This is a genomic window from Nonomuraea sp. NPDC048901 (genome assembly GCF_040649695.1).
GTDB lineage: Bacteria > Actinomycetota > Actinomycetes > Streptosporangiales > Streptosporangiaceae > Nonomuraea.
In genome coordinates, this window is record NZ_JBEZFW010000001.1 from 13,589 (window position 1) to 36,777 (window position 23,189).

Annotated in this window: 21 protein-coding genes, 1 tRNA gene and 1 other RNA gene; 10 read left to right on the forward strand and 13 right to left on the reverse strand. The window is 68.9% G+C overall.

Annotation, left to right across the window (positions count from 1 at the left end; translation table 11 throughout):
• Positions 1 to 59: 59 nt before the first annotated feature.
• Positions 60 to 527 (forward strand): helix-turn-helix domain-containing protein, encoded by a 468-nt coding sequence (locus AB0C30_RS00070; protein WP_357937832.1) that lies wholly within the window; start codon positions 60 to 62, stop codon positions 525 to 527.
• Here AB0C30_RS00070 and AB0C30_RS00075 read toward each other — a convergent pair.
• A complete protein-coding gene (locus AB0C30_RS00075) occupies positions 524 to 1,183 on the reverse strand; it encodes a VC0807 family protein (protein WP_357937835.1) in 660 nt (219 codons plus the stop codon). The genes AB0C30_RS00070 and AB0C30_RS00075 overlap by 4 nt on opposite strands.
• A 164-nt stretch (positions 1,184 to 1,347) precedes the next feature.
• On the opposite strand from AB0C30_RS00075, the gene AB0C30_RS00080 reads away from it, so the two are divergent.
• The 3 genes from AB0C30_RS00080 to AB0C30_RS00090 all read left to right on the forward strand — a co-directional run bounded on the left by AB0C30_RS00080 (position 1,348) and on the right by AB0C30_RS00090 (position 4,252).
• Positions 1,348 to 2,133, forward strand: coding sequence for an SURF1 family protein (locus AB0C30_RS00080; protein ID WP_357937838.1), 786 nt, complete (start codon positions 1,348 to 1,350; stop codon positions 2,131 to 2,133).
• A gap of 10 nt (positions 2,134 to 2,143) precedes the next feature.
• Positions 2,144 to 2,893, forward strand: coding sequence for a tyrosine-protein phosphatase (locus tag AB0C30_RS00085; RefSeq protein ID WP_357937841.1), 750 nt, complete (start codon positions 2,144 to 2,146; stop codon positions 2,891 to 2,893).
• Between the two features lie 162 nt (positions 2,894 to 3,055).
• Positions 3,056 to 4,252: an amidohydrolase family protein gene (locus tag AB0C30_RS00090; RefSeq protein ID WP_357937844.1), complete on the forward strand. Its 1,197-nt coding sequence runs from the start codon at positions 3,056 to 3,058 to the stop codon at positions 4,250 to 4,252.
• Here AB0C30_RS00090 and AB0C30_RS00095 read toward each other — a convergent pair.
• From AB0C30_RS00095 to AB0C30_RS00110, 4 genes are all read right to left on the reverse strand, one after another.
• Positions 4,249 to 4,635 (reverse strand): YkvA family protein, encoded by a 387-nt coding sequence (locus AB0C30_RS00095; protein ID WP_357937847.1) that lies wholly within the window; start codon positions 4,633 to 4,635, stop codon positions 4,249 to 4,251. The genes AB0C30_RS00090 and AB0C30_RS00095 overlap by 4 nt on opposite strands.
• A gap of 80 nt (positions 4,636 to 4,715) precedes the next feature.
• Positions 4,716 to 6,134: an amidase gene (locus AB0C30_RS00100; protein WP_357937850.1), complete on the reverse strand. Its 1,419-nt coding sequence runs from the start codon at positions 6,132 to 6,134 to the stop codon at positions 4,716 to 4,718.
• A gap of 63 nt (positions 6,135 to 6,197) precedes the next feature.
• Positions 6,198 to 7,154, reverse strand: a complete 957-nt coding sequence (locus AB0C30_RS00105; RefSeq protein ID WP_357937854.1) for an LLM class F420-dependent oxidoreductase — start codon at positions 7,152 to 7,154, stop codon at positions 6,198 to 6,200.
• Between the two features lie 172 nt (positions 7,155 to 7,326).
• Positions 7,327 to 7,995 (reverse strand): TetR family transcriptional regulator, encoded by a 669-nt coding sequence (locus tag AB0C30_RS00110; protein WP_357937857.1) that lies wholly within the window; start codon positions 7,993 to 7,995, stop codon positions 7,327 to 7,329.
• A gap of 380 nt (positions 7,996 to 8,375) precedes the next feature.
• On the opposite strand from AB0C30_RS00110, the gene AB0C30_RS00115 reads away from it, so the two are divergent.
• Positions 8,376 to 9,479 (forward strand): hypothetical protein, encoded by a 1,104-nt coding sequence (locus tag AB0C30_RS00115; protein WP_357937860.1) that lies wholly within the window; start codon positions 8,376 to 8,378, stop codon positions 9,477 to 9,479.
• A 104-nt stretch (positions 9,480 to 9,583) separates the two neighbouring features.
• Here AB0C30_RS00115 and AB0C30_RS00120 read toward each other — a convergent pair whose 3' ends face one another.
• From AB0C30_RS00120 to AB0C30_RS00140, 5 genes are all read right to left on the reverse strand, one after another.
• On the reverse strand, positions 9,584 to 10,642 hold the full coding sequence (locus AB0C30_RS00120) for an aspartate-semialdehyde dehydrogenase (protein ID WP_357937863.1): 1,059 nt from the start codon (positions 10,640 to 10,642) through the stop codon (positions 9,584 to 9,586).
• Positions 10,639 to 11,913: an aspartate kinase gene (locus AB0C30_RS00125; protein ID WP_357937866.1), complete on the reverse strand. Its 1,275-nt coding sequence runs from the start codon at positions 11,911 to 11,913 to the stop codon at positions 10,639 to 10,641. The genes AB0C30_RS00120 and AB0C30_RS00125 overlap by 4 nt, the downstream gene beginning before the upstream one ends.
• Positions 11,914 to 11,997: 84 nt before the next feature.
• Positions 11,998 to 12,528 carry a DUF5063 domain-containing protein gene (locus AB0C30_RS00130; RefSeq protein ID WP_357937869.1) on the reverse strand — a complete coding sequence of 177 codons (531 nt, stop codon included), beginning with the start codon at positions 12,526 to 12,528 and terminating at the stop codon, positions 11,998 to 12,000.
• A complete protein-coding gene (recR, locus tag AB0C30_RS00135; RefSeq protein ID WP_225302238.1) occupies positions 12,521 to 13,120 on the reverse strand; it encodes a recombination mediator RecR in 600 nt (199 codons plus the stop codon). Before recR ends, AB0C30_RS00130 begins: the two co-directional genes overlap by 8 nt.
• A gap of 3 nt (positions 13,121 to 13,123) precedes the next feature.
• Positions 13,124 to 13,474, reverse strand: coding sequence for a YbaB/EbfC family nucleoid-associated protein (locus AB0C30_RS00140; RefSeq protein WP_225302239.1), 351 nt, complete (start codon positions 13,472 to 13,474; stop codon positions 13,124 to 13,126).
• Between the two features lie 398 nt (positions 13,475 to 13,872).
• Between AB0C30_RS00140 and AB0C30_RS00145 the strand changes: the two genes are divergently transcribed.
• Positions 13,873 to 15,171, forward strand: coding sequence for a helix-turn-helix domain-containing protein (locus AB0C30_RS00145; RefSeq protein ID WP_357937872.1), 1,299 nt, complete (start codon positions 13,873 to 13,875; stop codon positions 15,169 to 15,171).
• A 94-nt stretch (positions 15,172 to 15,265) separates the two neighbouring features.
• Here the strand turns inward: AB0C30_RS00145 and AB0C30_RS00150 are convergent, their stop codons facing one another.
• Positions 15,266 to 17,860: a DNA polymerase III subunit gamma and tau gene (locus tag AB0C30_RS00150; protein WP_357937875.1), complete on the reverse strand. Its 2,595-nt coding sequence runs from the start codon at positions 17,858 to 17,860 to the stop codon at positions 15,266 to 15,268.
• A gap of 31 nt (positions 17,861 to 17,891) precedes the next feature.
• Positions 17,892 to 17,987: signal recognition particle sRNA small type (gene ffs, locus AB0C30_RS00155), an RNA gene on the reverse strand.
• A gap of 105 nt (positions 17,988 to 18,092) precedes the next feature.
• Here ffs and AB0C30_RS00160 point away from each other — a divergent pair.
• The 3 genes from AB0C30_RS00160 (at position 18,093) to AB0C30_RS00170 (ending at position 20,722) form a co-directional block, all read left to right on the forward strand.
• Positions 18,093 to 18,177, forward strand: a tRNA-Ser gene (locus AB0C30_RS00160).
• 692 nt (positions 18,178 to 18,869) lie between these two features.
• Positions 18,870 to 19,097 carry a hypothetical protein gene (locus AB0C30_RS00165; protein ID WP_357937878.1) on the forward strand — a complete coding sequence of 76 codons (228 nt, stop codon included), beginning with the start codon at positions 18,870 to 18,872 and terminating at the stop codon, positions 19,095 to 19,097.
• Between the two features lie 554 nt (positions 19,098 to 19,651).
• Positions 19,652 to 20,722: a hypothetical protein gene (locus AB0C30_RS00170; RefSeq protein WP_357937881.1), complete on the forward strand. Its 1,071-nt coding sequence runs from the start codon at positions 19,652 to 19,654 to the stop codon at positions 20,720 to 20,722.
• 256 nt (positions 20,723 to 20,978) lie between these two features.
• On the opposite strand, the gene AB0C30_RS00175 is transcribed toward AB0C30_RS00170, so the two are convergent.
• A complete protein-coding gene (locus AB0C30_RS00175; protein ID WP_357937884.1) occupies positions 20,979 to 21,824 on the reverse strand; it encodes a TIGR02452 family protein in 846 nt (281 codons plus the stop codon).
• A gap of 513 nt (positions 21,825 to 22,337) precedes the next feature.
• Here AB0C30_RS00175 and AB0C30_RS00180 point away from each other — a divergent pair.
• Positions 22,338 to 23,108 (forward strand): GNAT family N-acetyltransferase, encoded by a 771-nt coding sequence (locus AB0C30_RS00180; protein WP_357937887.1) that lies wholly within the window; start codon positions 22,338 to 22,340, stop codon positions 23,106 to 23,108.
• The last annotated feature ends 81 nt before the right edge of the window (positions 23,109 to 23,189 follow it).

The window sequence follows — 23,189 nt, forward strand, 5'->3', positions numbered from 1 at the left end:
AACTCAGCTTCCCCTGATTTTCCTGGGTCTGTCAATTGAACTCAGGTATGATATGGCGCATGAACGTGGCATTCCAGGTGAACAACTGCTCCATCGAGCGCACCTTGGACATCGTTGGGGAGAAGTGGACCTTCCTGGTGCTGCGCGAGGCGTTCCGCGGCGTCCGGCGGTTCGCCGACATGCAGGCGATCACCGGGGCGCCCCGGCAGGTGCTCAGCGCGCGACTGGCGCGGCTGGTAGACGAGGGCCTGCTGCGCAAGGAGCCCTATCGCGAGCCCGGCCAGCGCCAGCGTGACGAATACCGCCTGACCGACAAAGGGCGCGACCTCTATCCCCTGCTCGTGGCGCTCATGCACTGGGGCGACAAATACCTGGCCGGCAACGAGGGGCCACCCGTGCTGCTGACCCACCGCGACTGCGGGGCGCCCATCGAGCAGCACTTCCGCTGCGCCGAGGGTCACGAGGTCGCGGGCCCCCGCGAGGTGACGGCGCTCCCCGGCTCAGGCGCCGAGCTGAAGTCCGCCTAAATCCCAGCGGCAGTGTCGCGCTGGAGGGCGCGCAGGCACCAGCGGAAGTCGATCAGCGTCAGCAGCGCCGCCCCCGACAGCAGCACCGCGACGGCCGCGGTGCGCACGATGAGGTACGTCTGGATCGTCTGGCTGAGCAGCAGCCAGAGGCTGAGCGAGGCGTTGCCGAACTGCGCGCATCCCCACACCAGCGACTGCCTGGCGAAGAAGCGCCGCATCACCGGCCGCTCGATCACGTGCTCCGGCAGCGGCACCAGATCCTCCGCCACCCGCTGCGCCAGCGGCCGGCGCAGCCGGGCGGTCGCCAGGAACCCGGCGCTCGCGCAGAAGACGCCCAGGGTCGGCTGCAGGAAGAAGATCACCGCACTGCCGGACAGCAGCGCCAGCACCGCCCTGACGGTGACCGTGCCCGCGGCCAGCAGCACCGCCCCCGGCACCGCCCTGCGCCTGGCCAGCCGCCAGACCACACCCCCGTACACCCAGGCCACGGCCACCACGATCCCGCCGGTGATCCCGGAGAGGATCATCCCGACGTAGAAGACGGCGACGGGCAGGATCATGCCCTCGAACACACGGGGCACGGCGTGGCGCACCAGACGGCCGAACCGGGGCAGCTCGAACGCGGGCGCCTCGGACGGCGCGGCAAGCACGGTCATATGGCTTTGGAGGCGCTCTCTGAAGGGGGAGCTGATCGGACGAATCCCGACCGTACGCGATGAAGCGCCGTTCGGTAAGTGTTTCGACCAGATTGCGATTCGGTCACGCTCCGGCAGACCGAGCCAGGTGAAGGAGCACCGGCCCCGGTGCCTACCCTTGAGGGGTGTACCGGTTCCTTCTCACGCCCCGCTGGATCTCGCTCCACATCGTGGTGCTGCTGGTGATCCCGGCCTTCGTGTTCCTGGGCCGGTGGCAGTTCGGGCGCTTCGAGGAGCGGTCGGCCAACAGCACGCAGGTCACCGCGAACCTGGCGGCCGGTCCCGTGCCCGTAGAGACCCTGATGGGCAAAGGGGCGCGGGAGGCCGACCGGTTCAGGACGGTCACGGCTTCGGGGAGCTACGACACCAGCCACGCGCTGGTGGTGCGCAGGCGGCCGCAGGAGGGACAGCTGGGCTTCTACGTGCTGACCCCGCTGGTCACCGGTCCGGGTCAGGCCGTGCTCGTCAACCGCGGATGGGTGAAGGCCGGGGCGAGCGCCGACGCGCCTCCTGAGGTGCCGCCGCCACCGACGGGTCAGGTAACTGTCACCGGGAGGCTACGTCTCAGCGAGACCGAGGCGACGGCCGGAGTCAAGGAGCGCGCCGGTCTGCCACCCGGTCAGGTGTTGCTCATCGACACCGGGAAGATCGGCAAGGCGCTGCCGTACCAGCTCATGGGCGGTTATGTGGAGCTGACCAAGCAGCAGCCGGCGGCGGCCGCCGCGCCCGCCCCGGTGCCCGCGCCCGACGTGGGCGCCGGGGGCGGCCTCAACCTCGCCTACGGCGTGCAGTGGTGGCTGTTCATCGGCGTGGCCATCGGTGGCTGGATCCTGCTCATCCGGCGCGAGGTGGCAGACAGGAAGGCCGGGGCGAACGCGCCGGCCCAGGAAGTCGGGGCGCCCAGCAATTAAGCTGGATAGGGTGATCCGCCACATAGAGTTCGCAAGTATCTACAACTTTCGTGACGTAGGTGGATATGCCGCAAAGGACGGGCAAACCGTCCGGTGGCAACGGCTCTATCGTGCCGACTCACTCGGCTGGCTGGCGGGAGACGATCTCATCACGTTCCAGGCCCTCAAGGTGCGGACCGTCATCGACCTGCGCCATCCCTTCGAGGTGGAGCGGACCGGGCGGGTTCCCGACTCCGACGGGCTCGACTACCGCAACCTGCCCATCGAGGGCCGCCGCTGGGACATCAACACCTACGACGACCGGCTGGGCGTCGGGAGATACCTCGCCGACCGCTACCTCGAGGTGACCGAGGACGGGATCGACAATCTCCGGTCGGCCATCGAGACGATCTCCCAGTCCGGCAGCGCGCCCGTGGTCGTGCACTGCGCGGCGGGCAAGGACCGCACCGGGCTGCTCACCGCGCTCATCCTGAGCCTCGTCGGCGTGGCGGACGAGGACATCATCGACGATTACGCGTTAACGGGCCTGGCCACCGAGCGCTTCATCGCGAGCTGGCAGCGCCGGCATCCGAACGCCACCCGATGGCCCGGTTTCGGGGTGGCTCCGGCCGAGGCGATGCGGTTGTTCCTCGCCGATCTGACCGCCCGGCACGGCTCGGTCGCGAAGTACTGTACGGACGTCTTGCAGGTCGACGCGGGGATCATCGAAGAGCTGCAGAAGAGTCTTCTGTCGCGGACTGAACCGATCTCCGGTGGGTAGGCGGCACCGGGGTTCGCAGAGCAGCAACCTCACAAAGCGGACCTCATGGCCCGGGGTCGCCACATCCCCCTCCCAGCGATCCCGGGTCCTCGGGCATAGTGGATACCCAACGGAGACGTCGCAGCTTGTTCGACGTTATGCGGCCGTCGTACGGTTACCTGCGTGACTACGCCGCTGCTCCCCGATCCGGATCCGAGGCGGCGCGACTATGTGATCATCTCCGCCGACGATCACCTGATCGAGCCGCCAGACCTTTTCGAAGGCCGGCTCGCGGAGAAATACGCCGAGGTCGCGCCAAAGGTCGTGGAGACGGAGGGCGGTCACCAAGTCTGGCGCTACGGCGGCGCCACATACCCGTGTGCCGGGCTCGACGTGGGCGCCGGTCTGCCCCGCGAGCAGTGGACGCTCGACCCGGTCAGGTTCGAGCACATGCGCCCCGGCTGCCACGACATCGAGGCCCGCATCGAGGACATGGACCTGGCCGGCATCTGGGCGGCGCTCTGCTTCCCCGGCATGCTGGCCGGCCAGTCGGGCATGCCGTTCGCCAGGACCCGCGACCAGGAGCTCGGCCTCGCCCTGGTCAAGGCGTGGAACGACTGGCACATCGACGTCTGGGCGGGCACCTACCCCGAGCGCATCATCGGCCTGCAGCTGCCCTGGCTGCCCGACCCCGACCTCGCCGCCAAGGAGATCAGGGCCAACGCGGCGCGCGGCTTCAAGGCCGTGGTCTTCCCCGAGTTCCCGACCCGGCTGCGGCTGCCGTCGATCCACAGCGGCCACTGGGATCCGTTCTTCGCCGCCTGCGAGGAGACCGGCACCGTCGTCTGCCTGCACACCGGTGGCTCCAGCTGGTCGCCGGTGCCCTCGCCCGACACGCCCATCGAGGCGATCACCACGCTGATGCCGACCAGCGCGATGTTCGCCTGCGCCGACTGGCTCTGGTCCGGGCTCCCGCTGCGCTACCCCAACCTGCGCATCCTCATCGTGGAGGGCGGCGTGGGCTGGCTGCCGATGCTGGCCGCGCGGGCCGACTACGCGCTGGATCACCCCGTCGCGGGCGAGGCGCAGTGGGACGGCGGCCTCAAGCCCAGCGAGGTGCTGCGCCGCAACTTCTACTTCGGCACCCTCGACGACCACTCCCTGTCGGGGGTGCGCCTGGCGGTCGGCCTCGACCATGTGCTGCAGGAGAGCGGCTACCCGCACTCCGACTCGACCTGGCCCGACACCCAGCAGGCGGTGGCCCAGAACCTCGGCACGCTTCCGCCCGCCGACATCGCCAGGGTCGCCTACGGCAACGCCGCCCGGTTGTTCGGCCACCCGCTGCCGTCACGAGCCTGGCTGCGGATGGAGGAGTTCTAGCGGCGGCGCGGTCGCTTGGGACCAAGCCCGTCGTCGAGCTTGCCCTGGACGCTTCCCTGGATGGTCGCGCGCTCCCAGTCCACGTAGCGTCCGCTCTCGCCGAGCAACGAGGCGATCAGCCAGAGGAAGACCCCGAAGTCGTCCACGACACCGATGAGCACGAGAAAGTCCGGCACCAGGTCGATCGGCGAGATCATGTAGATCACGCCGAACCCCATCAGCGCCAGCTTGCTCTTGCCCATGCCGTCGTACTCCCCGCGCATCACGGCGCCGATCATGCGCGGGATCGCTCGTAACCTGGCCATCAAGCCCGGCGTGCCGGGCTTGCTCACTTCACGGTATGTACGCCAGGCCGCCGCAGCCCGTCCTGCCTTCGCCATCATGTCGCTCCTCATACCCGGGCCTCTCACGACATAACGCGTCACGGCCGGAACCGAGTTCCCGAGGCTCGGCCCTCTGATGGTCAGCGCAGTGCGGCGTGCTCGAACGGCCGGGCGGCCTCGATCTGTGCCGCGACCCTGACCAGCAGGTCCTCCCGCCCGGCCGCGGCCACCAGCTGGACGCCCACGGGCAGGCCCGCCGCGTTCCGGTGCAGCGGCAGCGAGATCGAGGGCTGGCCTGTCGCGTTGACCGGCGCGGTGTAGGACACGGCGTGCGCGGTCCTGCCGAACGCGGTGCTCAGGTCGTCCGGCGGGATCCACCCGAGCGGGAACGGCGCGACGCCGAGAGACGGCATCAGCAGCAGGTCGTACCCCGACGCCCACCACGCGGCCATCCGCCTGCGGAACCCGTCGATCCACTGGGTGGCCAGGATGTGGGCGGCCGCGCTGTGCCCGCGCCCGGCGCCGACCATGGCGGCGTTGCGCGGCTCCAGCTCCTCCAGCTCGACCGGCTTGCCGCGCCAGACGCCGACGTTCTCGATCTCCGCGGCCAGGTTGTTCGCCACGATGGCGCCGAAGTGAGCGGGGAAGTCCGGGTCGCCGAGCGCGTCGGGGCAGCCGGGAGCCACGTCGTGGCCGAGCGCCGCCAGCAGGGCGGCGGCCACCTCGACCGCCTCGGTCAGCTCGGCGACCGCCGGCACGTCGTCTCTCGGGTGCGTGGCGACGAAGCCGACGCGCAGCCGTCCCGGGTCCGCGCCGACCTCCTCGGCGAGCGGTCGCGGCAGGCGTGGGGCGTCGTAGGGATCGCCCGGCACGTAGCCTGACACGAGGTCGAGCGCCGCCGCGGTGTCGCGCACGCTCCTGCTGACGAATCCCGGGCACGAGAAGCCGCTCCAGCCCTCGCCGGCCGACGGTCCCGCGCTGGAGCGCCCCCGGGTCGGTTTGAGCCCCACCAGCCCGCACAGGGCCGCCGGGATGCGGATCGAGCCGCCGCCGTCGCTGGCCGTGGCCAGCGCCACCATCCCGGCCGCGACCGCGGCCGCCGACCCGCCGCTCGACCCACCCGCGGAGTAGGCCGGGTCGTAGGGGTTGCGCGTGGGTCCGTACGCCACGGGCTCGGTGGTGATCGTGCTGCCGAACTCGGGAGTGTTGGTACGGCCCAGCACGACGAACCCAGCGGCCCGCAGCCGGGCCGTACCGTATCCGTCCTCCTTGACCACGACGCCGTCGAGCGTCCGTGAACCCGCGCCGTACGGCTCACCCGACTGCGGCCAGCCCAGGTCCTTCAACAGGATCGGCACACCACGGAAGGGCGCGTCGGCGGGGATGGCGTCGAGCTCGGCCAGCGCCCGCTCGAACCGCCGGTGGATCACCGCGTTCAGCTCGCCGTCGTACGCCTCGATCCGGGCGATCGCCGCCTCGACCAGCTCGCGCGGCGACACCCGCCCGTCGCGGACGGCCGCGGCCTGCTCGATCGCGTCAGACCTCAGTACGTCGTCCATCGCATCCTCCCGGCCTGCTCGGTCGCGTCACGCCCCAGTGCGTCGGCCATCGCTTCCTCCCGGTCAGGCCGTGGGGGCCAGGTCGCGGACGGCCTGCGTGATGGTCACCTCGCCACCCGGAATGGGCGCGAGGACAGGGGTGTCGAGGCCGTTGTCGACGTACTCCTGGATCCTGGCCCGGCAGGTCGCGGCGTCGCCGTGCACGACCAGCGCGTCGACCACCTCGTCCGGGATCGCCTTGAGCGCGGCCTGCCGGTCGCCGGCCGCCCACGCCTCGTGCATCGGCCGCAGCACCTCGCCCCGGCCGAGCCAGTCGTGGAAGGCGGCGTAGGCCGGCACGGTGAGGTAGGCGGCCAGCATCCAGCGGGCCAGCGCGCGTACCTTGTCGGTGTCCTCGCTCACGCAGACGAACAGGCGGGCGATGAGCTCGGTGTCACCGATCTCGGCCCGCACCTTCCGTACGTCCTCGGGCGAGAGCCAGTTGGTGATCGCGCCGTCCGCCTCCTCGGCGGCCAGACGCAGCATCCGGGGCCGCAGCGCCGCCAGCACGACCTTCGGCGGGATCTTCGGCGCCCGGTCCAGCTTGAACCCCTTGATCTCGAACGTCTCGTACCGCTGCGACACCTTCTCCCCCGTCAGCGCCTCTTTGAGGAAGCGCAGGGTGTCGCGGGTCCGCGCGTACGGCTTGGCGAACTCGACCGCGTTCCAGCGCTCCACGATCGCCGGGGAGGAGGAGCCGATGCCGAGCAGGAACCGGCCGGGCGCCAGGTCGGCCAGCGTGGCGGCCTGCATCGCGAGCAGCGCCGGACCGCGCGTGAACACCGGCACGATCGCGCTGCCGAGCCGGATCCCCGGCGCCCACTGCGCGGCCATGGCCAGCGGCACGAACCCGTCGACACCGTTGACCTCGGCCGACCACGCGTCGGTGTAGCCGAGGGCGGGCAGTTCCGCGATCAGCTCCTGCGAGTCCGCCAGTGAACGGTCGGTGAACGGAATCGTCATGCCCCAGTTCTGAGTCATCGCGGCCTCCAGCTTGCCCCTCGCGGGGGATCGGGCGTCAATGCCAGGTAGGCCGACCATACCAACCGACCGGTATGTAGTCGCCGCCCTGACCCCTCTGACCCGCCCCGCACTCAGCCGTCTTGCCGGGCGTCGCCTTGCCGGGCGTCGCCTTGCCGGGCGTTTTGTCGGGTCAGGCGCGCAGCTCGTGGACCGCCGCGATGAAGTCCTTCGTGATCCCCCGCAGCCCCGGCAGGTGCGACAGGCCGACGAGCCGGTCCACCAGCGGGACCGTCACGTCGATCAGGCGATGCGTACGGTCGCAACCTGGCGAGGTGTCGTGCACCCAGAACAGCACCATGCCCATCGACAGCAGCCACAGCAGCTCCGGCAGCTCTTCGCGCAGCTCGGAGTTCATGCGGTCGCGCGCTCCCTCGACCACCTGCCGGTAGATGTCGATCGACGCCTCACGGGCCGGCGAGGACTGGGCGCTGAACGGGCTCAGCGGGTTCGTGGGCTCGGCGGCATGCTTGAAGAACTTCACCGCGAACTCGTGATAGGGCTCCGAGACCCGTACCCACTCGCGCAGCACCCCGCTCAGCCGGGCGGCGAACGACGACTCCGTGGCCAGCAGCTCACGGCAGGCCGCCTCGTGCTCGGCCTGGGCGCGGTCGTAGTACGCCTGGATCAACGCCTCCTTGCTTTCGAAGTAGTAGTAGGCGTTACCGACGGATACACCGGCCTCGGCCGCGATGGCCCGCATCGTCGTCGCATCGAAGCCGCGTTCCCGGAACAGCCGCAAAGCCGTCTCGACAATGACTTCCCGGGTGCTCTCCGGTCCTCGGTTTCGGGCTTCGGACACGTTCGTCACTTTACGTGGTAGTCGTGCGTTAGGTCAGGAAAGATCACGGTGATCGCCACCACAGGGCAAAAATCCCGGTGAGATAGGGGTTAGCTCCTGCGAAGGATGGGATTGATGTTTCTGGCGGAAGGGCTATTCCGCGAAAAGGCATCGACATGTGGATACGTGGAACAGTACGGCTGGTAGCGGTCGTATTCCTCAACATTGAGATCTCCATAATCGCGCTGGCGTCGGCCGCTTCCGCCGCTTCCCAAGCACCCGGCAGGGCGCCGCGGCAGACACCATCACCGATCACTCGGTCCTACCACATCGGGGGGACGATCGAGGCGCGCCGCTGGCACCCTTCGGTGGATCCGGCCGACTTCGGCCGGGAGTCCGCCTTGAACCGCGGGGGCCCCTCCGCCCACGGCCAGAAGTCGATCGGGCGCGATCCTGACACGTTCGCGGGCGCGCCGGAGTCATCGGTCCCAGAACCGATCACCTTCGGCCCGCTCGCGAACGAGAGCGGCCCGGCCGCGCTCCTGCGGGACCCGGGAACGGCGACCGGCGGCGTGGAGACGGTGGCGGCGGTCGTACGTCGTCCGGACGTGGTCATACGTCGTCCGGACGTGGTCATACATCGCTCGGACGCGGTCATACGTCGCCCGGACGCGGTCGTACGGGACAGGGATGCGCTTGTGCGGGGCCGGGATGTGCTCATGGGGGAGGGGGATGCGCTCGTGCGGGACCCGGAGAGGGACGCGAGCGGGCCAGAGACGCCCGTAAACGGCCTGGAAAGGGCCGTACGCGACCGGGACGTGGCCAACCCGCCGACGATGTCACAGGACGCCGTACCAGTCGCTCTGCGAGCCGACGCGCCGGTCTCACCGGCCGAGGTGTCCACTACCGCGGTGCGCCCTCTGTCGTCCGTGCCTCACCCGGCCGCCGTGACCATGCGGAAGCTCGAGGCCGACACCATGCGAAAACCCGGCACCGCCACCCCGCGGAAGCCGGGCGACGCCACCACACGGAACGCCGCCAAACTCCAGAAGGCCGGCAGGTCCCAGAAGGCCGACGTGGACCTGGCCCGCGTCAAACCCAGGTACGCGACCGTGCGCATGTCCCACGCGCTGGCCGCCGACTGGCTGCGTGATGAGGGCCTGCGTACGCATTCGTCGGGCCACTGCACGAACAAGCAGGTGTACCGCTGCACGTCCCTGGAGGACATCCGCACCTCGACCATCTCGCGGGTGATCGGCATCAAGCGCCAGAGCGGCTGCCCCGTCATGGTCACCGGCGGCACCGAAGCAGGCCACGCCCCGGGCCCGTACAGCCACGGAAACGGCTACAAGCTGGACATCACCCACAACCCATGTATCGACCGATACATCACCAAAAATCACGAGAAGTCCGGTACCCGGGGCGACGGGGCCGCCCTCTACCGATCACCCTCGGGCACGGTCTTCGCCGACGAGGTGGACCACTGGGACATCCTGTTCCGGTGACAGGGCCTGGTGACGCGGCCTGGTGACAGGGCCGACGACCCAGACGGCGGCGCGCCGTGCGAACCCGCACGACGCGCCGCCTACTGAGACATCTGGAGGGCCGACTACAGCTCGCTCGCCACCAGCTCGGCGATCTCAGCGGCGTTGAGCGCCGCCCCCTTGCGCAGGTTGTCACCACACACGAACAGATCCAGCGTGTTGGGGAAGTCCACCGCCTGCCGGATCCGCCCGACATAGGTCGGGTCGGTGCCCACGACGTCGATCGGCGTCGGGTAGACCCCGTTGGCCGGGTCGTCCATCAGCACCACCGTCGGCGCCGCCTCAAGCACCCGGTGCGCGTCCGCCACCGTGATGTCACGCTCGAACCGCGCGTGCACCGCCAGCGAATGCGTGGTGATCACGGGCACCCGGACGCAGGTCGCGGAGACCTTCAGGTCGGGGATGCCGAGGATCTTGCGCGACTCGTTGCGCAGCTTGAGCTCCTCGGAGGCCCAGCCACCCTCCTTGTACGAGCCCGCCCACGGCACCACGTTGAACGCGATCGGCGCCGGGAACGGCGACTCCTCGGGCAGCTTGTTGCCCAGCACCTTGCGTACGTCGCCCGCCACCTGGCCGATCGACCGGTCACCGGCGAGCGCCTCGACCTCGTCGTACAGCCGCGCGGAACCGGCCACGCCCGCGCCGGAAACCGCCTGGTAGGAGGCGACGACGAGCTCCTTGAGCACGTATTCGGCGTGCAGCGCGCCCATGGCCGCCATCATCGACAGCGTGGTGCAGTTGGGGGTCGAGATGATGTTGCGCGGCCGCAGCCGGGCGTCGAGCGGGTTGACCTCCGGCACGACCAGCGGGACGTCGGGCTCCATGCGGAACGTGCCGGACTTGTCGATCGCGATGGCGCCACGCTCGGCCGCGATCGGCACCCACACGGCCGACACTTCGTCGGGCACGTCGAAGATGGCAATGTCGATGCCGTCGAACACCTCGGGCGCCAGGGCCTGCACGACGACGTCCTCGCCGCGCACCCTGAGCAGCTTGCCGGCCGAACGCGCCGAGGCGACGAGGCGTACCTCGCCCCAGATGTCGGCACGGGTGGAGACGAGGTCGCGCATGACGGTGCCCACAGCCCCGGTCGCGCCGATCAACGCCAGATTGGGCCTGCTCATCGTCCTGAACCTCCGTACACCACTGCTGAGACCTGGTCCGCGTCGAGATCGAAGGCCCGGTGCGCGGCCGCCACGGCCGTGTCCACACCGTCCTGCCCGACGATCACCGAGATGCGGATCTCCGAGGTGGAGATCATCTCGATGTTGACCCCCGCGTCGGCGAGAGCCGCGAAGAACGTCGCCGTGACGCCCGGATGCGAGCGCATGCCCGCCCCGATCAGCGACACCTTCCCGATCTGGTCGTCGAAGAGCAGCGACTCGTAGGCGATGTCACCCTGGATCTTCTTCAACGCCGTCAGCGCCGTCGAGCTGTCGGTCGTGGGCAGCGTGAAGGAGATGTCGGTGCGGCCCGTGGCCGCGGCCGAGACGTTCTGCACGATCATGTCAATGTTGATCCCGGCGTCCGCCAGAGTTTTGAAGATCGCGGCAGCCTCGCCGACCTTGTCGGGAACCCCGACAACGGTGATCTTGGCCTCGCTCCGGTCGTGCGCGACGCCGGAGATGATCGGCTGCTCCATCTCGGTTCCTTCGCTATAAGGATCAGAAACGACCCAGGTGCCTTCTTTGGTGCTGAACGAACTGCGTACGTGGATCGGCACATGGAAGCGCCGAGCGTACTCGACGCAGCGCAGGTGCAGGATCTTCGCACCGCAGGCAGCCATCTCCATCATCTCGTCATAGGAGATCTTGGGGATCTGCTGTGCCGCGCCCACGATGCGGGGGTCGGCGGTGAAGATGCCGTCGACGTCGGTGTAGATCTCGCAGACATCCGCGCTCAGCGCGGCGGCCAGCGCCACGGCGGTCGTGTCGGAGCCGCCGCGGCCCAGCGTGGTGATGTCCTTGGTGTCCTGCGAGACGCCCTGGAACCCGGCCACGATCGCGATGTGGCCCCGGTCGAGCGCCTCGCGGATGCGGCTCGGCGTCACGTCGATGATGCGCGCCTTGCCGTGCGTGGAGTCGGTGATCACACCCGCCTGCGAGCCGGTGAACGAGCGGGCCTCGTGCCCCAGGTTGGCGATCGCCATCGCCAGCAGGGCCATCGAGATGCGCTCGCCGGAGGTCAGCAGCATGTCGAGCTCGCGGCCCGGAGGCAGCGGCGACACCTGCTCGGCCAGGTCGAGCAGCTCGTCCGTCGTGTCACCCATCGCGGAGACGATCACGACCACGTCGTTGCCGGCTTTTTTCGTCGCAACGATCCGCTGCGCGACCCGCTTGATGCAGGACGCGTCGGCGACGGACGAACCACCGTACTTTTGCACAACGAGCGCCACGAGAGTCTCCCGGTTCGGACTGTGAGCTGCCAGTCTACTGGGGGCTTCTCATGCGCCTGATGGTTCATACCACTATGTGGATGATCACACCGCCGTGGTTTCCTCCGCCACGTCAAGCCGTGAGTGGGCGGCGAGTGCCTGAAGTGCCCGCATGGCCGCGCCCGCGTGGTTGCCCCACGTATTGAAATAGGAGTATTGCCACCACCACAGCGCCTCGTGCGGCCGTCCGGCCTGAAAATGCCGCAGCCCGTGGATGAGGTCGGCGGCGACCGCCGTCAGGTCGTCGGAGAGCCGGTATGGGGTGACACCCGTGTCTTTGTACGGGTCGAACACCTCGGCATAGTCGTCGACCGCCTCCAGCAACTCCGACATCGCGGTGCGTACGCCGTCGATGTCGGGATCCTCACTCAGTGGCGGCTCGTAGTTGCCCGAGAGGATCACATCCTCGTTGGCGCCGAGCTTGGCGCCCGCGAGACTTACCTGCGCCACTTCGACCAGCAGTAGCGACCAGATGGCGTCGCCGCCCTCGCCGCCGGCGACCCTGGTCAGGCCGTCCACATAGTTCTGCGCGTGAGCGGCGATCTCCTCCGCCAGCGCGCTCCACTGGTCAGACATCCAGCAGCCTCCGTCCTTCGAACGCGCGGCCCAAGGTCACCTCGTCGGCGTACTCGAGGTCACCGCCCACAGGCAGACCGCTGGCCAGTCGTGTCACTTTCAGACCCATCGGCTTGACCAGACGGGCAAGGTAGGTAGCCGTCGCCTCCCCCTCGAGATTGGGGTCCGTGGCGAGGATGAGCTCCGTGACCCGGCCATCGGCCAGGCGCGTCATGAGCTCCCGGATGCGCAGATCGTCAGGGCCGACGCCGTCGATCGGGCTGATCGCGCCGCCGAGCACGTGATAGGTCCCGCGGAACTCGCGCGTCTTCTCGATCGCGACGACGTCCTTGGACTCCTCGACCACACAGATCACATGAGTGTCGCGCCGCTGGTCGCGGCAGATACGGCACTCCTCCTCGGCGGCCACGTTGCCGCAGACCCGGCAGAACCTGACCTTCTCCTTGACCTCCAGCAGGGCGTGGGCCAGCCGCTTCACGTCGGCCGGGTCGGCCGCCAGCAGGTGGAACGCGATCCGCTGCGCGCTCTTGGGACCGACGCCGGGCAGCATGCCGAGCTCGTCGATCAGGTTCTGGACGACCCCCTCGTACATGGCCTAGAACCCTGGCAACTGTCCGAGACCGCCGCCGCCGAGTCCCTGGGCCAGCGGGCCCAGTTTCTCCTGCTGCAGGTCGGCCGCCGCGCGAACGGCGTCGCGTACGGCGGCGATCACCAGGTCGGCGATCGTGTCGGCCGTGTCCTGCGGGTCGTCGGCGTCTATGACGCTCGGGTTGATCTTCAGCTCGAGCAGCTCTCCCGAGCCGTTGACCACGGCTGTGACCATGCCGCCACCGGCCGAGCCCTCGATCTGCGCGTCGTTGAGCTCCTGCTGGGCGCTCACAAGCTGCTGCTGCATGAGCTGTGCCTGCTCCAGCAGCTGCTGCAGGTTGACATCCCCTGGGTTCACCGTCGTGCGCTCCTCGTGGCTCCGCGTTCTTGACTGCCACGAGCCTACGGTGTTTGGGCGTCGTCATGTACTGCGGCATCCCCAACGTTTCGCCTTGGCCGGATCCCGGCCCCCCTCCAGTGTCCGAGACCCGGCCAACACGTCGGCCGGAGCGGCCGCACCACGCCGACGCGTTGCCGCACGCTAGCCCCGGCAACGTTGCACACACGTTGCGATCGTTCAATCACCCCTTGCAATCCCCCCGAACCGGTTGCGGCCACCAACCGCGAAGCGGATGCTCACCGTAAGGGGTTGACTACTTGGAGTGGCCCATGTGTCACACACATCCGGAAGCGCACTCTCGCGGAGCGCGCGCGGCGGCGGTTACGGAGGAGGCGGCGTCGGAGGGACCGTACGGGATGGTCACCACAGGGCTGCGCACCGACCCGCAGGACACGAGCCTCGACCGGGAGAACACGCACGAGATCGGGAACGCCCACGACCTCCGCGAAGTGCACCCGTTGCAGTCACTGCTCCCCTTACTCGCCCAGTCGCTCGCCCACATAGCCGACGAATCAGCCCACATGATGGTCGTGACGGACGCCGACGGCAGGGTTCTGTGGCGAGACGGCAACCCTGGCGTCCTGCGCGACGACAACCCTGGCGTCCTGCGCGACGGCAACTCTGGCGTCCTGCGCGTCGCCACCGAACCCGACCGAACCGAGCCCTGCACCGACAGACCTCTCATGCGCGTGCTGCACGTACAGTCACGCAGCGCCGCCCCGATCATCGACCCCGACACCGACCGAGTGCTCGGCTGCGTCGACATCAGCGGTACCGCGCGCTCCCCGCACCCGGCCACGGTCGCGCTGGTCTGCGCCACGGCCAAGCTCGCCGAGACCCAGCTCGCCCTGCGCATGCACGAACGTGACGAGCGCCTGCGCCGCCGCTACGAGGCCCTGGGCGGCCACCCGGGCATCCTGCTCTCCCCGACCGGACGCGTACTCTCCGGAGACCCGCTGGGCACACTCGGCGAACGGCTCCCGCTGCCCGCCCCCGGCGAGCGCATGATCCTCCGGGACGGCCGTTTCGTCCTCCTCGAACCCTTCTCCGACGGCTACCTCCTACGCGCCGCACCCCTCACATCCGCCCCCACCCACCTCCGCCTGCGCGGCTTCCTCGGCGAAGGCTCGCCAACGGCCCTGGTGGGCGAGCACCGCCTGCCGCTCTCCCTCCGGCACGCCGAGATCCTCGCCCTCCTGGCCCTGCACCCCGGCGGCCTCAGCGCCGAACAGCTCTCTTTCCATCTGTACGGCGACGACGGCAATCCGGTGACGATCCGGGTCGAGATCCACCGCCTCCGCGCCGAGCTCGGCGACACGATCGGCGCCCGGCCGTACCGGCTGACCTCACCCATAGAGGCCGACTTCCTGGAGCTCCGGGGCCTGCTGGCGAGCCCGGACCCCGCCTCTCTGGCCCGCGTCTACGCCGGCCCCCTGCTGCCGCGCTCGGAGTCGCCCGAGATCCGCCGCGAACGGGACGAGTTCGAGGTCCAGGTACGTACGTGCCTGCTGCTGCGCGGCTCACCCGATGATTTGTGGGCGTACGCGCAGACCTCCGGCGGACGGGAGGACTTCGAGATCCTGCAGCGCCTCGCGACCACCCTCCCCGCGACTGACCACCGCGCCGCCGCCGCCCAAGCCCGCCTACGCGCCTGAAGCCGCCGCCGCCCGACCCCGCTTGAGACCGCCGACGCCCGAGTTCGCCTACGCGCCTGAGACCGCCGGTTCACCGCGTACCCGAGGCGAGGTCTCAGAGTTCGCCGATCACCTGGGCGCCGAGCTCGCTCTGGAGGAGGGCCATGCCGGAGCGCGCGTCCACGTCCGCGTCGGCGTCGTTCAGCGGGTCGACCTCGTCGGTCTCCGGGCCCTTCCGGCGGTTGGGGACAGCTTCGGGCCAGGCGGCAGAGCTTGCCTGCTGCCTGGAGGCGGGGGCCCTGGGACCCGCCTGAGCGGCTGCCTTCGCGGCCGACCTCGCGGCGGCCAGTCCCGTCCCGGACGAGCCATTGCCCGCCCCCACGCTCACGGCTTGTCCCGAACCCTGGGGCCGGACACCGGTAGTCGAGTCGGTGGGGTCCGGGGTGGGTGGAGAGCCGGGACCCGGATCGTCAGGTGCGTCCGGCCAGGACTCGTCCGTCGTCGGGCGGCCACCGTTCTGGGAGGCGTGGTCGGCTGGTCCGGGTGGTTGGCCCGCCTCCTGAGAACCGGAGTCGTCGTCCGACGAGCCATGCGAATGAGCACGGCTGTGCCCCGACTGAGCACCGCTCTGCGGGACTGTCGCAGACCCCGGCTGGTCGTACCGGGAAACGCCCGACTGCGACGGATCCGTCTGCGGAGCCGGGTGCGAGCCTTGGTGCGGTCCTGTGTGCGAGCCCGGCTGCGGACCCGCGTGGGAGCCCGTGTGCGGACCGGACTGAGGCCCCGGCCGTGAGCCCCCAGAGCCCTGGGGGGCCGGGGAGCCGCCCACGACCGCCTCAACCCGCCAGGTGCCGCCGAGCACATCGGCCAGCGCGCTGGCCACCACGGCGTCCTTGCCGCCACCCGTGAAGTTCTTCATCGCGCCGACCTGACCGAAGCCGAGCGTGACCAGGTTGCCCTCGATGCCCACCACTTGGGCGTTGGTGCTCACATTGGCCCAGACGACGATGCTGCGCCGCTTGAGCGCGGCCAACACGGCGGGCCACTGCTGCTGGACCGCCCCAGCACCACCAACACCAACTGGAGCCGCACCCTGATGGGACGACGCCCCCTGCCCTTGGGACGCCTGCCCATGAGGCGCTTGCCCGTGGGACGCCTGGCCTTGGGCCGACGGGCCCTGAGGCGCGGCTGCGTGCGACGTCGGCCCGTGGGACCCGGCGCCGGGCGTCGACGCTGCCTGGGATCCGGCTGGTGACTGCGCGGGCCGCCCGGGGCGAGCCGGCTCCGGCCAGTCATCGGCACTGCCCCCCTGGGACCCCGGGCTCGCGGACACGCCACCGGCAGACATCGCCGAACTGTCGGCCGGCGCGCCCCCACCAGCATGACCGCCGTCCCCAGCCTGCGGAACACCGCCGGCATACCCAGCACCACCCGCAGGGGCGGGCCCACCACTCTGTGCGGGACCACTCGCGTACGCAGCACCACCATGCACCGGCCCACCACCGACAGGCGTGGCCTGGGCAGGCATGGCCCGGGCGGCCATCTGGGCGACGGCGCCGCCGCGTTCGAGGCGTTCGAGGCGGGCGAGCAGGGCGTCCTCGCCCTGCGACGCGCCGGGCAGCAGAACGCGAGCGCACATCAACTCAAGCAGGAGCCGCGGGGAGGTCGCGCCGCGCATCTCGGTGAGGCCGGCGTTGAAGATCTCGGCGGCCCGCGTGAGCTCGGCCGGCCCCATGGAGCTCGCCTGCTGGACGAGGCGCTCCAGCTCGTCGGCCGGACGATCGAGCAGGCCACTGCTGGCGGCCTCGGGGACGTTCGCCAGGATCACCAGGTCGCGGAAACGTTCGAGCAGGTCGGAGGCGAACCGGCGCGGATCGTGGCCGCCCTCGATCACCCGGTTGACGGCGTGGAAGACCTGCGCCCCGTCACGGGAGGCGAACGCCTGGACGACCTCGTCGAGCAGGTCGCCATCGGTGTAGCCGAGCAGCGAGACGGCCTTGGCGTAGGTGATGCCGTCGTCCTCGGCCCCGGCGAGCAGCTGGTCGAGGATGGACAGCGAGTCACGCGCGGACCCGGCTCCCGCGCGTACGACGAGCGGCAGGGCGGTCGGCTCGAACGGCACATTCTCCGCGACCAGAATCTCTTCGAGCAGCGCGCGCAGCGTCGCCGGCGGCATCAGCCGGAAGGGATAGTGGTGGGTCCGCGACTTGATGGTCCCGATGACCTTTTCCGGCTCGGTAGTCGCGAAAATGAACTTCAGGTGCGGCGGAGGCTCCTCGACGAGCTTGAGCAGCGCGTTGAAACCCTCGCGGGTCACCATGTGCGCCTCGTCGATGATGTAGATCTTGTAGCGCGCGGAGACGGGCGCGAAGAAGGCCCGCTCGCGCAGGTCACGCGCGTCGTCCACGCCACCGTGGGAGGCGGCGTCGATCTCGATGACGTCGAGGTGGCCCGGACCGGTGGGGGCGAGCGCGACACACGACTCGCAGACACCGCACGGGTCGGGGGTGGGGCCCTTCTCACAGTTGAGCGAACGCGCCAGGATGCGGGCGCTGGAGGTCTTGCCGCAGCCGCGCGGCCCGCTGAAGAGGTAGGCATGGTTGATACGGCCCGTGCGCAGCGCCTGTCGGAGCGGATCTGTGACGTGCTCCTGACCCTTGACCTCGGCGAAGGTCCCAGGTCGGTACCTGCGATAAAGCGCAAGGCTCATGCGACCATCCCGCCTGCGAGGGGGCTCTCAACGAAGAGACCCCCCGCACACCCGCCAGAGCCCGCTTATCCTTGCTGCCTTCCGGCCCTGGGGAGGTTCACAGGATGACGCCGCGCGAGGGGTCCTTGGACAGTCTAGCCACATCCAGCAGTGCTCGCTGCAGCCAAATCGTGGTCTCGCCGGACGTAAATCATGGTCTTGTCACGTACGGGAGTCCGGTAAGCTACTCGGCGGAGGATTCGCCTAGTGGCCGAGGGCGCACGCTTGGAAAGCGTGTATAGGGCAACCTATCAGGGGTTCAAATCCCCTATCCTCCGCGCCTGGTTGAGGCAGTAAACGCGAAGGGGCCGACCCCATCCAAGTCGGCCCCTTTCGCTATTCGGGTCTCAGTTGGCCTTTCCAGAGCCCCTGTCTGCCTCCCAGATGAGACCCCCGACTTGCTTGGCCACGGTCTGCCGGATGCCGTCTGTCGTGCTGATACCGCACCGCCATACCTGAGCCGGACCACCCCATGCTGCCGAGCCTCTTCGCGGTCCCTGTCCTGCTCTGCCTTGTGCTTCCTGAGCAGGGTCACCAGCTCATCCGGCAGGCCGATCACGCGCCGTCCAGCCTTTGACTTGGTGTCTGACGTGGCCTCTTCGCCAGCGTCGCCGGGTTCTTCGTGATGTGGCCACGCCGTACGGCCTCGTTGAGCGCGGAGCGGATGGTCCGGTGAACATGGTGAGCCGTGCCAGCGGATCGGCCGGAGCGCTGGATCTTGGCGTAGAGCTTTTCGAGGTGTTCGGGCTCCAGCTTGTCGGGACGGTGAGCACCGATTCCGGGGTCAGATAGGTCACCACGTCCACCTTGTAGCCGGAATGCGTGCTTTCGCGGATGGCAGGTGGGACGGCGATGTTCTCGATCCAGTGAGTCAGCCACTTCGCGACCGTCCACCGCTGGCGTGGGTGGAACGCCACACTCCGCGCGAGCACATCGCCGAGATCATCGCCCGCTTCACCGAGGAGCAGCGATGATCATCCAGCCTGGCATGGCTCGCGAGGCGCCTCCTCCCGCGCAGGAGAGCGTGTGCGACTTCTGCGACGCGCAGATCGTCAAGGTGCCATACCGGGGCATGTTCCCCACCGAGCATTGGGATGCAGTGCAGCCTCAGCCCGGCGTGCTGTTTTCGATGAACTGCCCGAGCAGGCCGCGGCCGGGCATGGGTTCTGGCTCGTTCGACAAGCACGTGCCCCGATGAAGCAACCCCGGGATGCCGCTGCCCCACCCGGCTGACCGGGGCGGATGGCCCCGCACGAAGCCCTACACACCCGTGCGGGGCCACCATCCACACGCTCCCCTCTGGACTGCGAGGGCCGGACCCGAAGACCCCGCGTGTGCGCCAAGGCGGCCTCACACCGCGCGGGGGGCGAAGCCGTGACCGGAGGCAAGCCCGCGTGCGGCGTGCCGTGGTGCCGCGTGGAGCACCGGCCCGGCGTCATAACCAACCGCGTGGCTCGGCACCTGGCGAACCGGCCCGGCCACGATCATCGTCACCATCGGCCAGATCGACCACGATGCGGGCAGAGAGGTGTCCCGGCTGTCCCTAGTGTCACAGTGCCCGCCCTGACCAGCGCAAAACGGACGGCAGCAAGGGACATTCACCGGCCATAGGTGTCCCTGCTGTCTCTGAGCCTGTGAAGCGAAGGGCTGAATGGCGCTTCGCCCGCCCCTCCTGGGCGCTACACGCCAAACCTGCTGTAACACCAGAGGGCTGGTGTTACAGCAGGTTTGTCCCTCTAGGACACGTTTCGCGTGCCCCTCGTCTGGTCTAAGGTGATCGTCGTCAATTGGGGGGTCACCATGGACAGGTTCGGCCGACGAGGCCTTGTGTTCGTATCCCTCTTGATGGCCGCGCTGGTTTCGCACCCGGTCGACAGCGCCGCAGCCTATCGAGAGGCTTCCATAGCGCATTTCGAGGTATCAACGAGAACCACGAAGCCGCCTGTCCGGCCTCTCCAGAAAAAGCTCTCGGAGCCGATCCGGTATGCCTACTCGCCCTGTGACGGCTTCACGAAGTCGTGTGACGTGTGGCATGTGGTCACCACCACCGGGAAGGAGTGGGCAGTCCGCGATGCACTGCCGGATGAGGACATGGGCGATATCGCTGTGTCACCAGATGGTGTCTTGCTCGCCTACCTGCACGCCAAGAGTGAACGCCTTATGATCCGCGACCTTGAGCGGGGAACGGTCCGTATCGTTCCCACCCCGAAGAGCTGGAAAGGATGGGAGATGTCCTTCGGGTTCTCCCGCAACAGCCGGTGGTTGGCGGTCGACTCGATAGACCACCCCAAGTCGCGCGCCATCCGGTATGACGTGAAAACCGCCAAGGTTCTCACTCTCCCGCGGGCGTGTTGTGTCATCGGCATCGCCGATGCGGGCACGACCTTCGTGGCTGTTCACAAGGACTCCGCCAAAACAACGGAGGCGAGCGCCGTACGTCCGGGAAGGACGGTGAAGGTGCAGTTTCCCATCCTCCCCTACCTGATGCTGTCGAAGACCCACGTCTCTCCCGACGGCCGCCTGCTGGCATTCGACGGCGAGGAGTATGGCGCGCCATCCCGAACCGTCGGCACCTTGGATGCGAAGTCCGGCCAGATCGTCAGCCGCGTCACTCCCGACATTGACGGGCTGCGGGAGATCGAAAGCTTCGTCTACTGGTACGACGCCAGCAGGGTGCTCATTGATGTCGAGACACAGGATTATGGACGCCGTCTCTACCTGGTCAACGTTCGTACCGGCCAGGCGAAGCGAGTGCTGTTGCCGAAGGAGGCGTTCGAACTCCACTCCGTGACCGTGAGCTCACATGTCGAGATCGCGAAGTGAAGTTCCAAATGCAAAAGCAGCAGCACGTTGGGTCTCAATCTGGGTCTCAGTCCATGTCCGTCCGAGTACGTTCAGCACTGGACGGCGTACCGCTTAAGGCCAGTTCAGAGGACCCCTCGAACACTCCCGAACAGAGATCAGCAGACTTGGAAAGCGTGTAAAGGGCAACCTTTCGGGGGTTCAAATCCCCCATCCTCCGCCAGCTCGGAAGGGGTGTGCCGCGATCGCGGCACACCCCTTCCGGCGTTCCAGATCGTCACGGCGCCGCCGTGGAGAGCATTGAGGCGAAGCAGTCGGTGAACGCGCCCCGGGTCGTGGACTCGTCCGAACGGTCGAGCACGGCGAAGACCACCCGATCGAACACCGACGAGAACGCGCCCGAATCAGCCAGATGGACACGGAAGGCGCCGGCCACATCCCGCGGGTCGTTGCGGAACACGCCGCAACCCCAGGCGCCGAGCACCAGCTCGCGCGCGCCATGGCGGGCGGCGACGGCCAGGAGGCGCCCCGCACGCCGGTGCAGCGTGAGCCGGATCCGCTCTCCAGCGTCTGGGTCGCGGCGCAGCACCTGGCCTGCGTTGGGCGCGGGACAGGTCAGGAACGACACCTGGTACAGCTCCGGCGACAACCGCCCCTGGTCGTCGCGGTGGACGGGCACGCCGGGCGACCAGATGACGCGGTCGCTGTAGAGCAGATCGGCCGAGGAACGGTGGGCGGCGTAGTAGCCGGGGGCCGCCAGCAGGCATGGATACAGCAGAGCGTTGCGGCACAGATCCTCTTCCTGAGCCTTCGCCCCATTGAGATAGCCGCCGCCGGGGTTGCGGGCCGAAGCGAAGTCGAGCACGGCGATGTGCTCCGCCCCTTCCAGGTGCAGCCGCCGCGCCGCTCGCAGGCTGTCCTCTCCGGTCACCTCGAACACTGTGTGACGACCGGCGGGGGCGGGCAGGTCGATGGGCTCGTCGGGCGCGTGGTCGACCGTGCCGGAGATCGCCGCGGCTAACACTGGGCCGATGGTTACGGAGGTGCCGTCATGGGCCACGTACCCGCCCTCGGCGACGATCTGGGCATTGTCGTTGGCAATGCCGCGCAACCGTCTGCTCATGATCGGCATGCTAGGGCCCGCCCGAGCGACGCGGCGAACGCTTTTGAACCCGGCACCGAACTGGCGCAGTTGCTCGCGGTCGATGCCATCGACGAGGCCGACGAGACGCTCGGCGCGCCGGTCAACGTGGCGCTTCGCACCCCTTCTGAGGACACCCTGCGCCACCGTACGGCTGTAACGCTGTGGTGGACGCCCAGCGTTGGCGATCCTCAAAGATCAACGACGCGACGCACGGGCGCCTGGACCTTGGGAGAGCCGTGCGACTCGCGGCTGATGAGCGCATTGGCGGCCCGCCGAGCTGATCGCCGGAAAAATGGTTGTACGGGATCGCGTTCGGGTTGATAGCGTGCGGGAACCGTGACAGGCCGCAAGGAGGTGAGACCCATGAACGCTGTATCGATGTGGGTGCTCCCCCTCGTCATCACGGTCGGGCGATTGACATAGGTGTCGCCGGGAGTGCCTCGACAAGGCAAGCCCGAAAGGCAACAACCTATGAACAGTTTCACTTCAGACATGGGCGAGCATCCCGTAGTGATCGCGCGGGTCGCGGAGCGGCAATGGCACGCTCTGGCGGACGACCGGGTGGTCGGCCGCGGCGACACTTCGCGCAGGCCCGACGGACGGATCTTCGTCAGCATCGACGCGTGGCACGGCGCGGTCTTCGACCAACTCGCCGAAGCCATGCTGGCGGACCTGCCGAAGCCGCTGTACACGCTGGTCGACGAAACCGACCTCGACTTGACGTCCCACTGGGAACGAGCCGGCTTCACGACCAGACGCCGCGAGTGGGAGTACCTCGTACCCACCGACCCGCAGGTCACAGGACTCGGCTCAGCGCCACCACCGTCGGACGTGACGATCGTGGGCGTCGGCGAGGCGCAGGAGGGCCCTCTGCGCGAGCTGGACCGCGTGATCCGCGACGAGGTCGAAGCCACCGTCGGATGGCAGGAGATGCCGGCTGAGGTATTGCCCCTCCCGGACGGCGTTACCGTGCTGGACCCGTCGAAGTACGCGGTGGCCGCACAATCGGATGGATATGTGGGGCTGCTCCGGGTGGCGCCGGTCATCCGGCAGCCACGGATCGGGCTGATCGCGGTCCGGTCCGACCAGCACCGCCGCGGTATCGCCCGGGCGCTGCTCGCCCATGTGCTGGGTTCGCTGCACCGCCGCGGGATCGAAACGGCATCGGCCGAGGTGAACGAATCCAACGGGGCGGCCATAGCACTCTTCGAGCGCGTCGGCGCCCGGCGTGCGAGCAGCAACCTGGAGCTGGTACTCCGCTGACGCCCCACCCATCGCCGGGCGAGACGGTCGGGCCACGGCCGCCGTCCGCGACAACCGCGCCTGCCGAGGCGCCCCGATCAC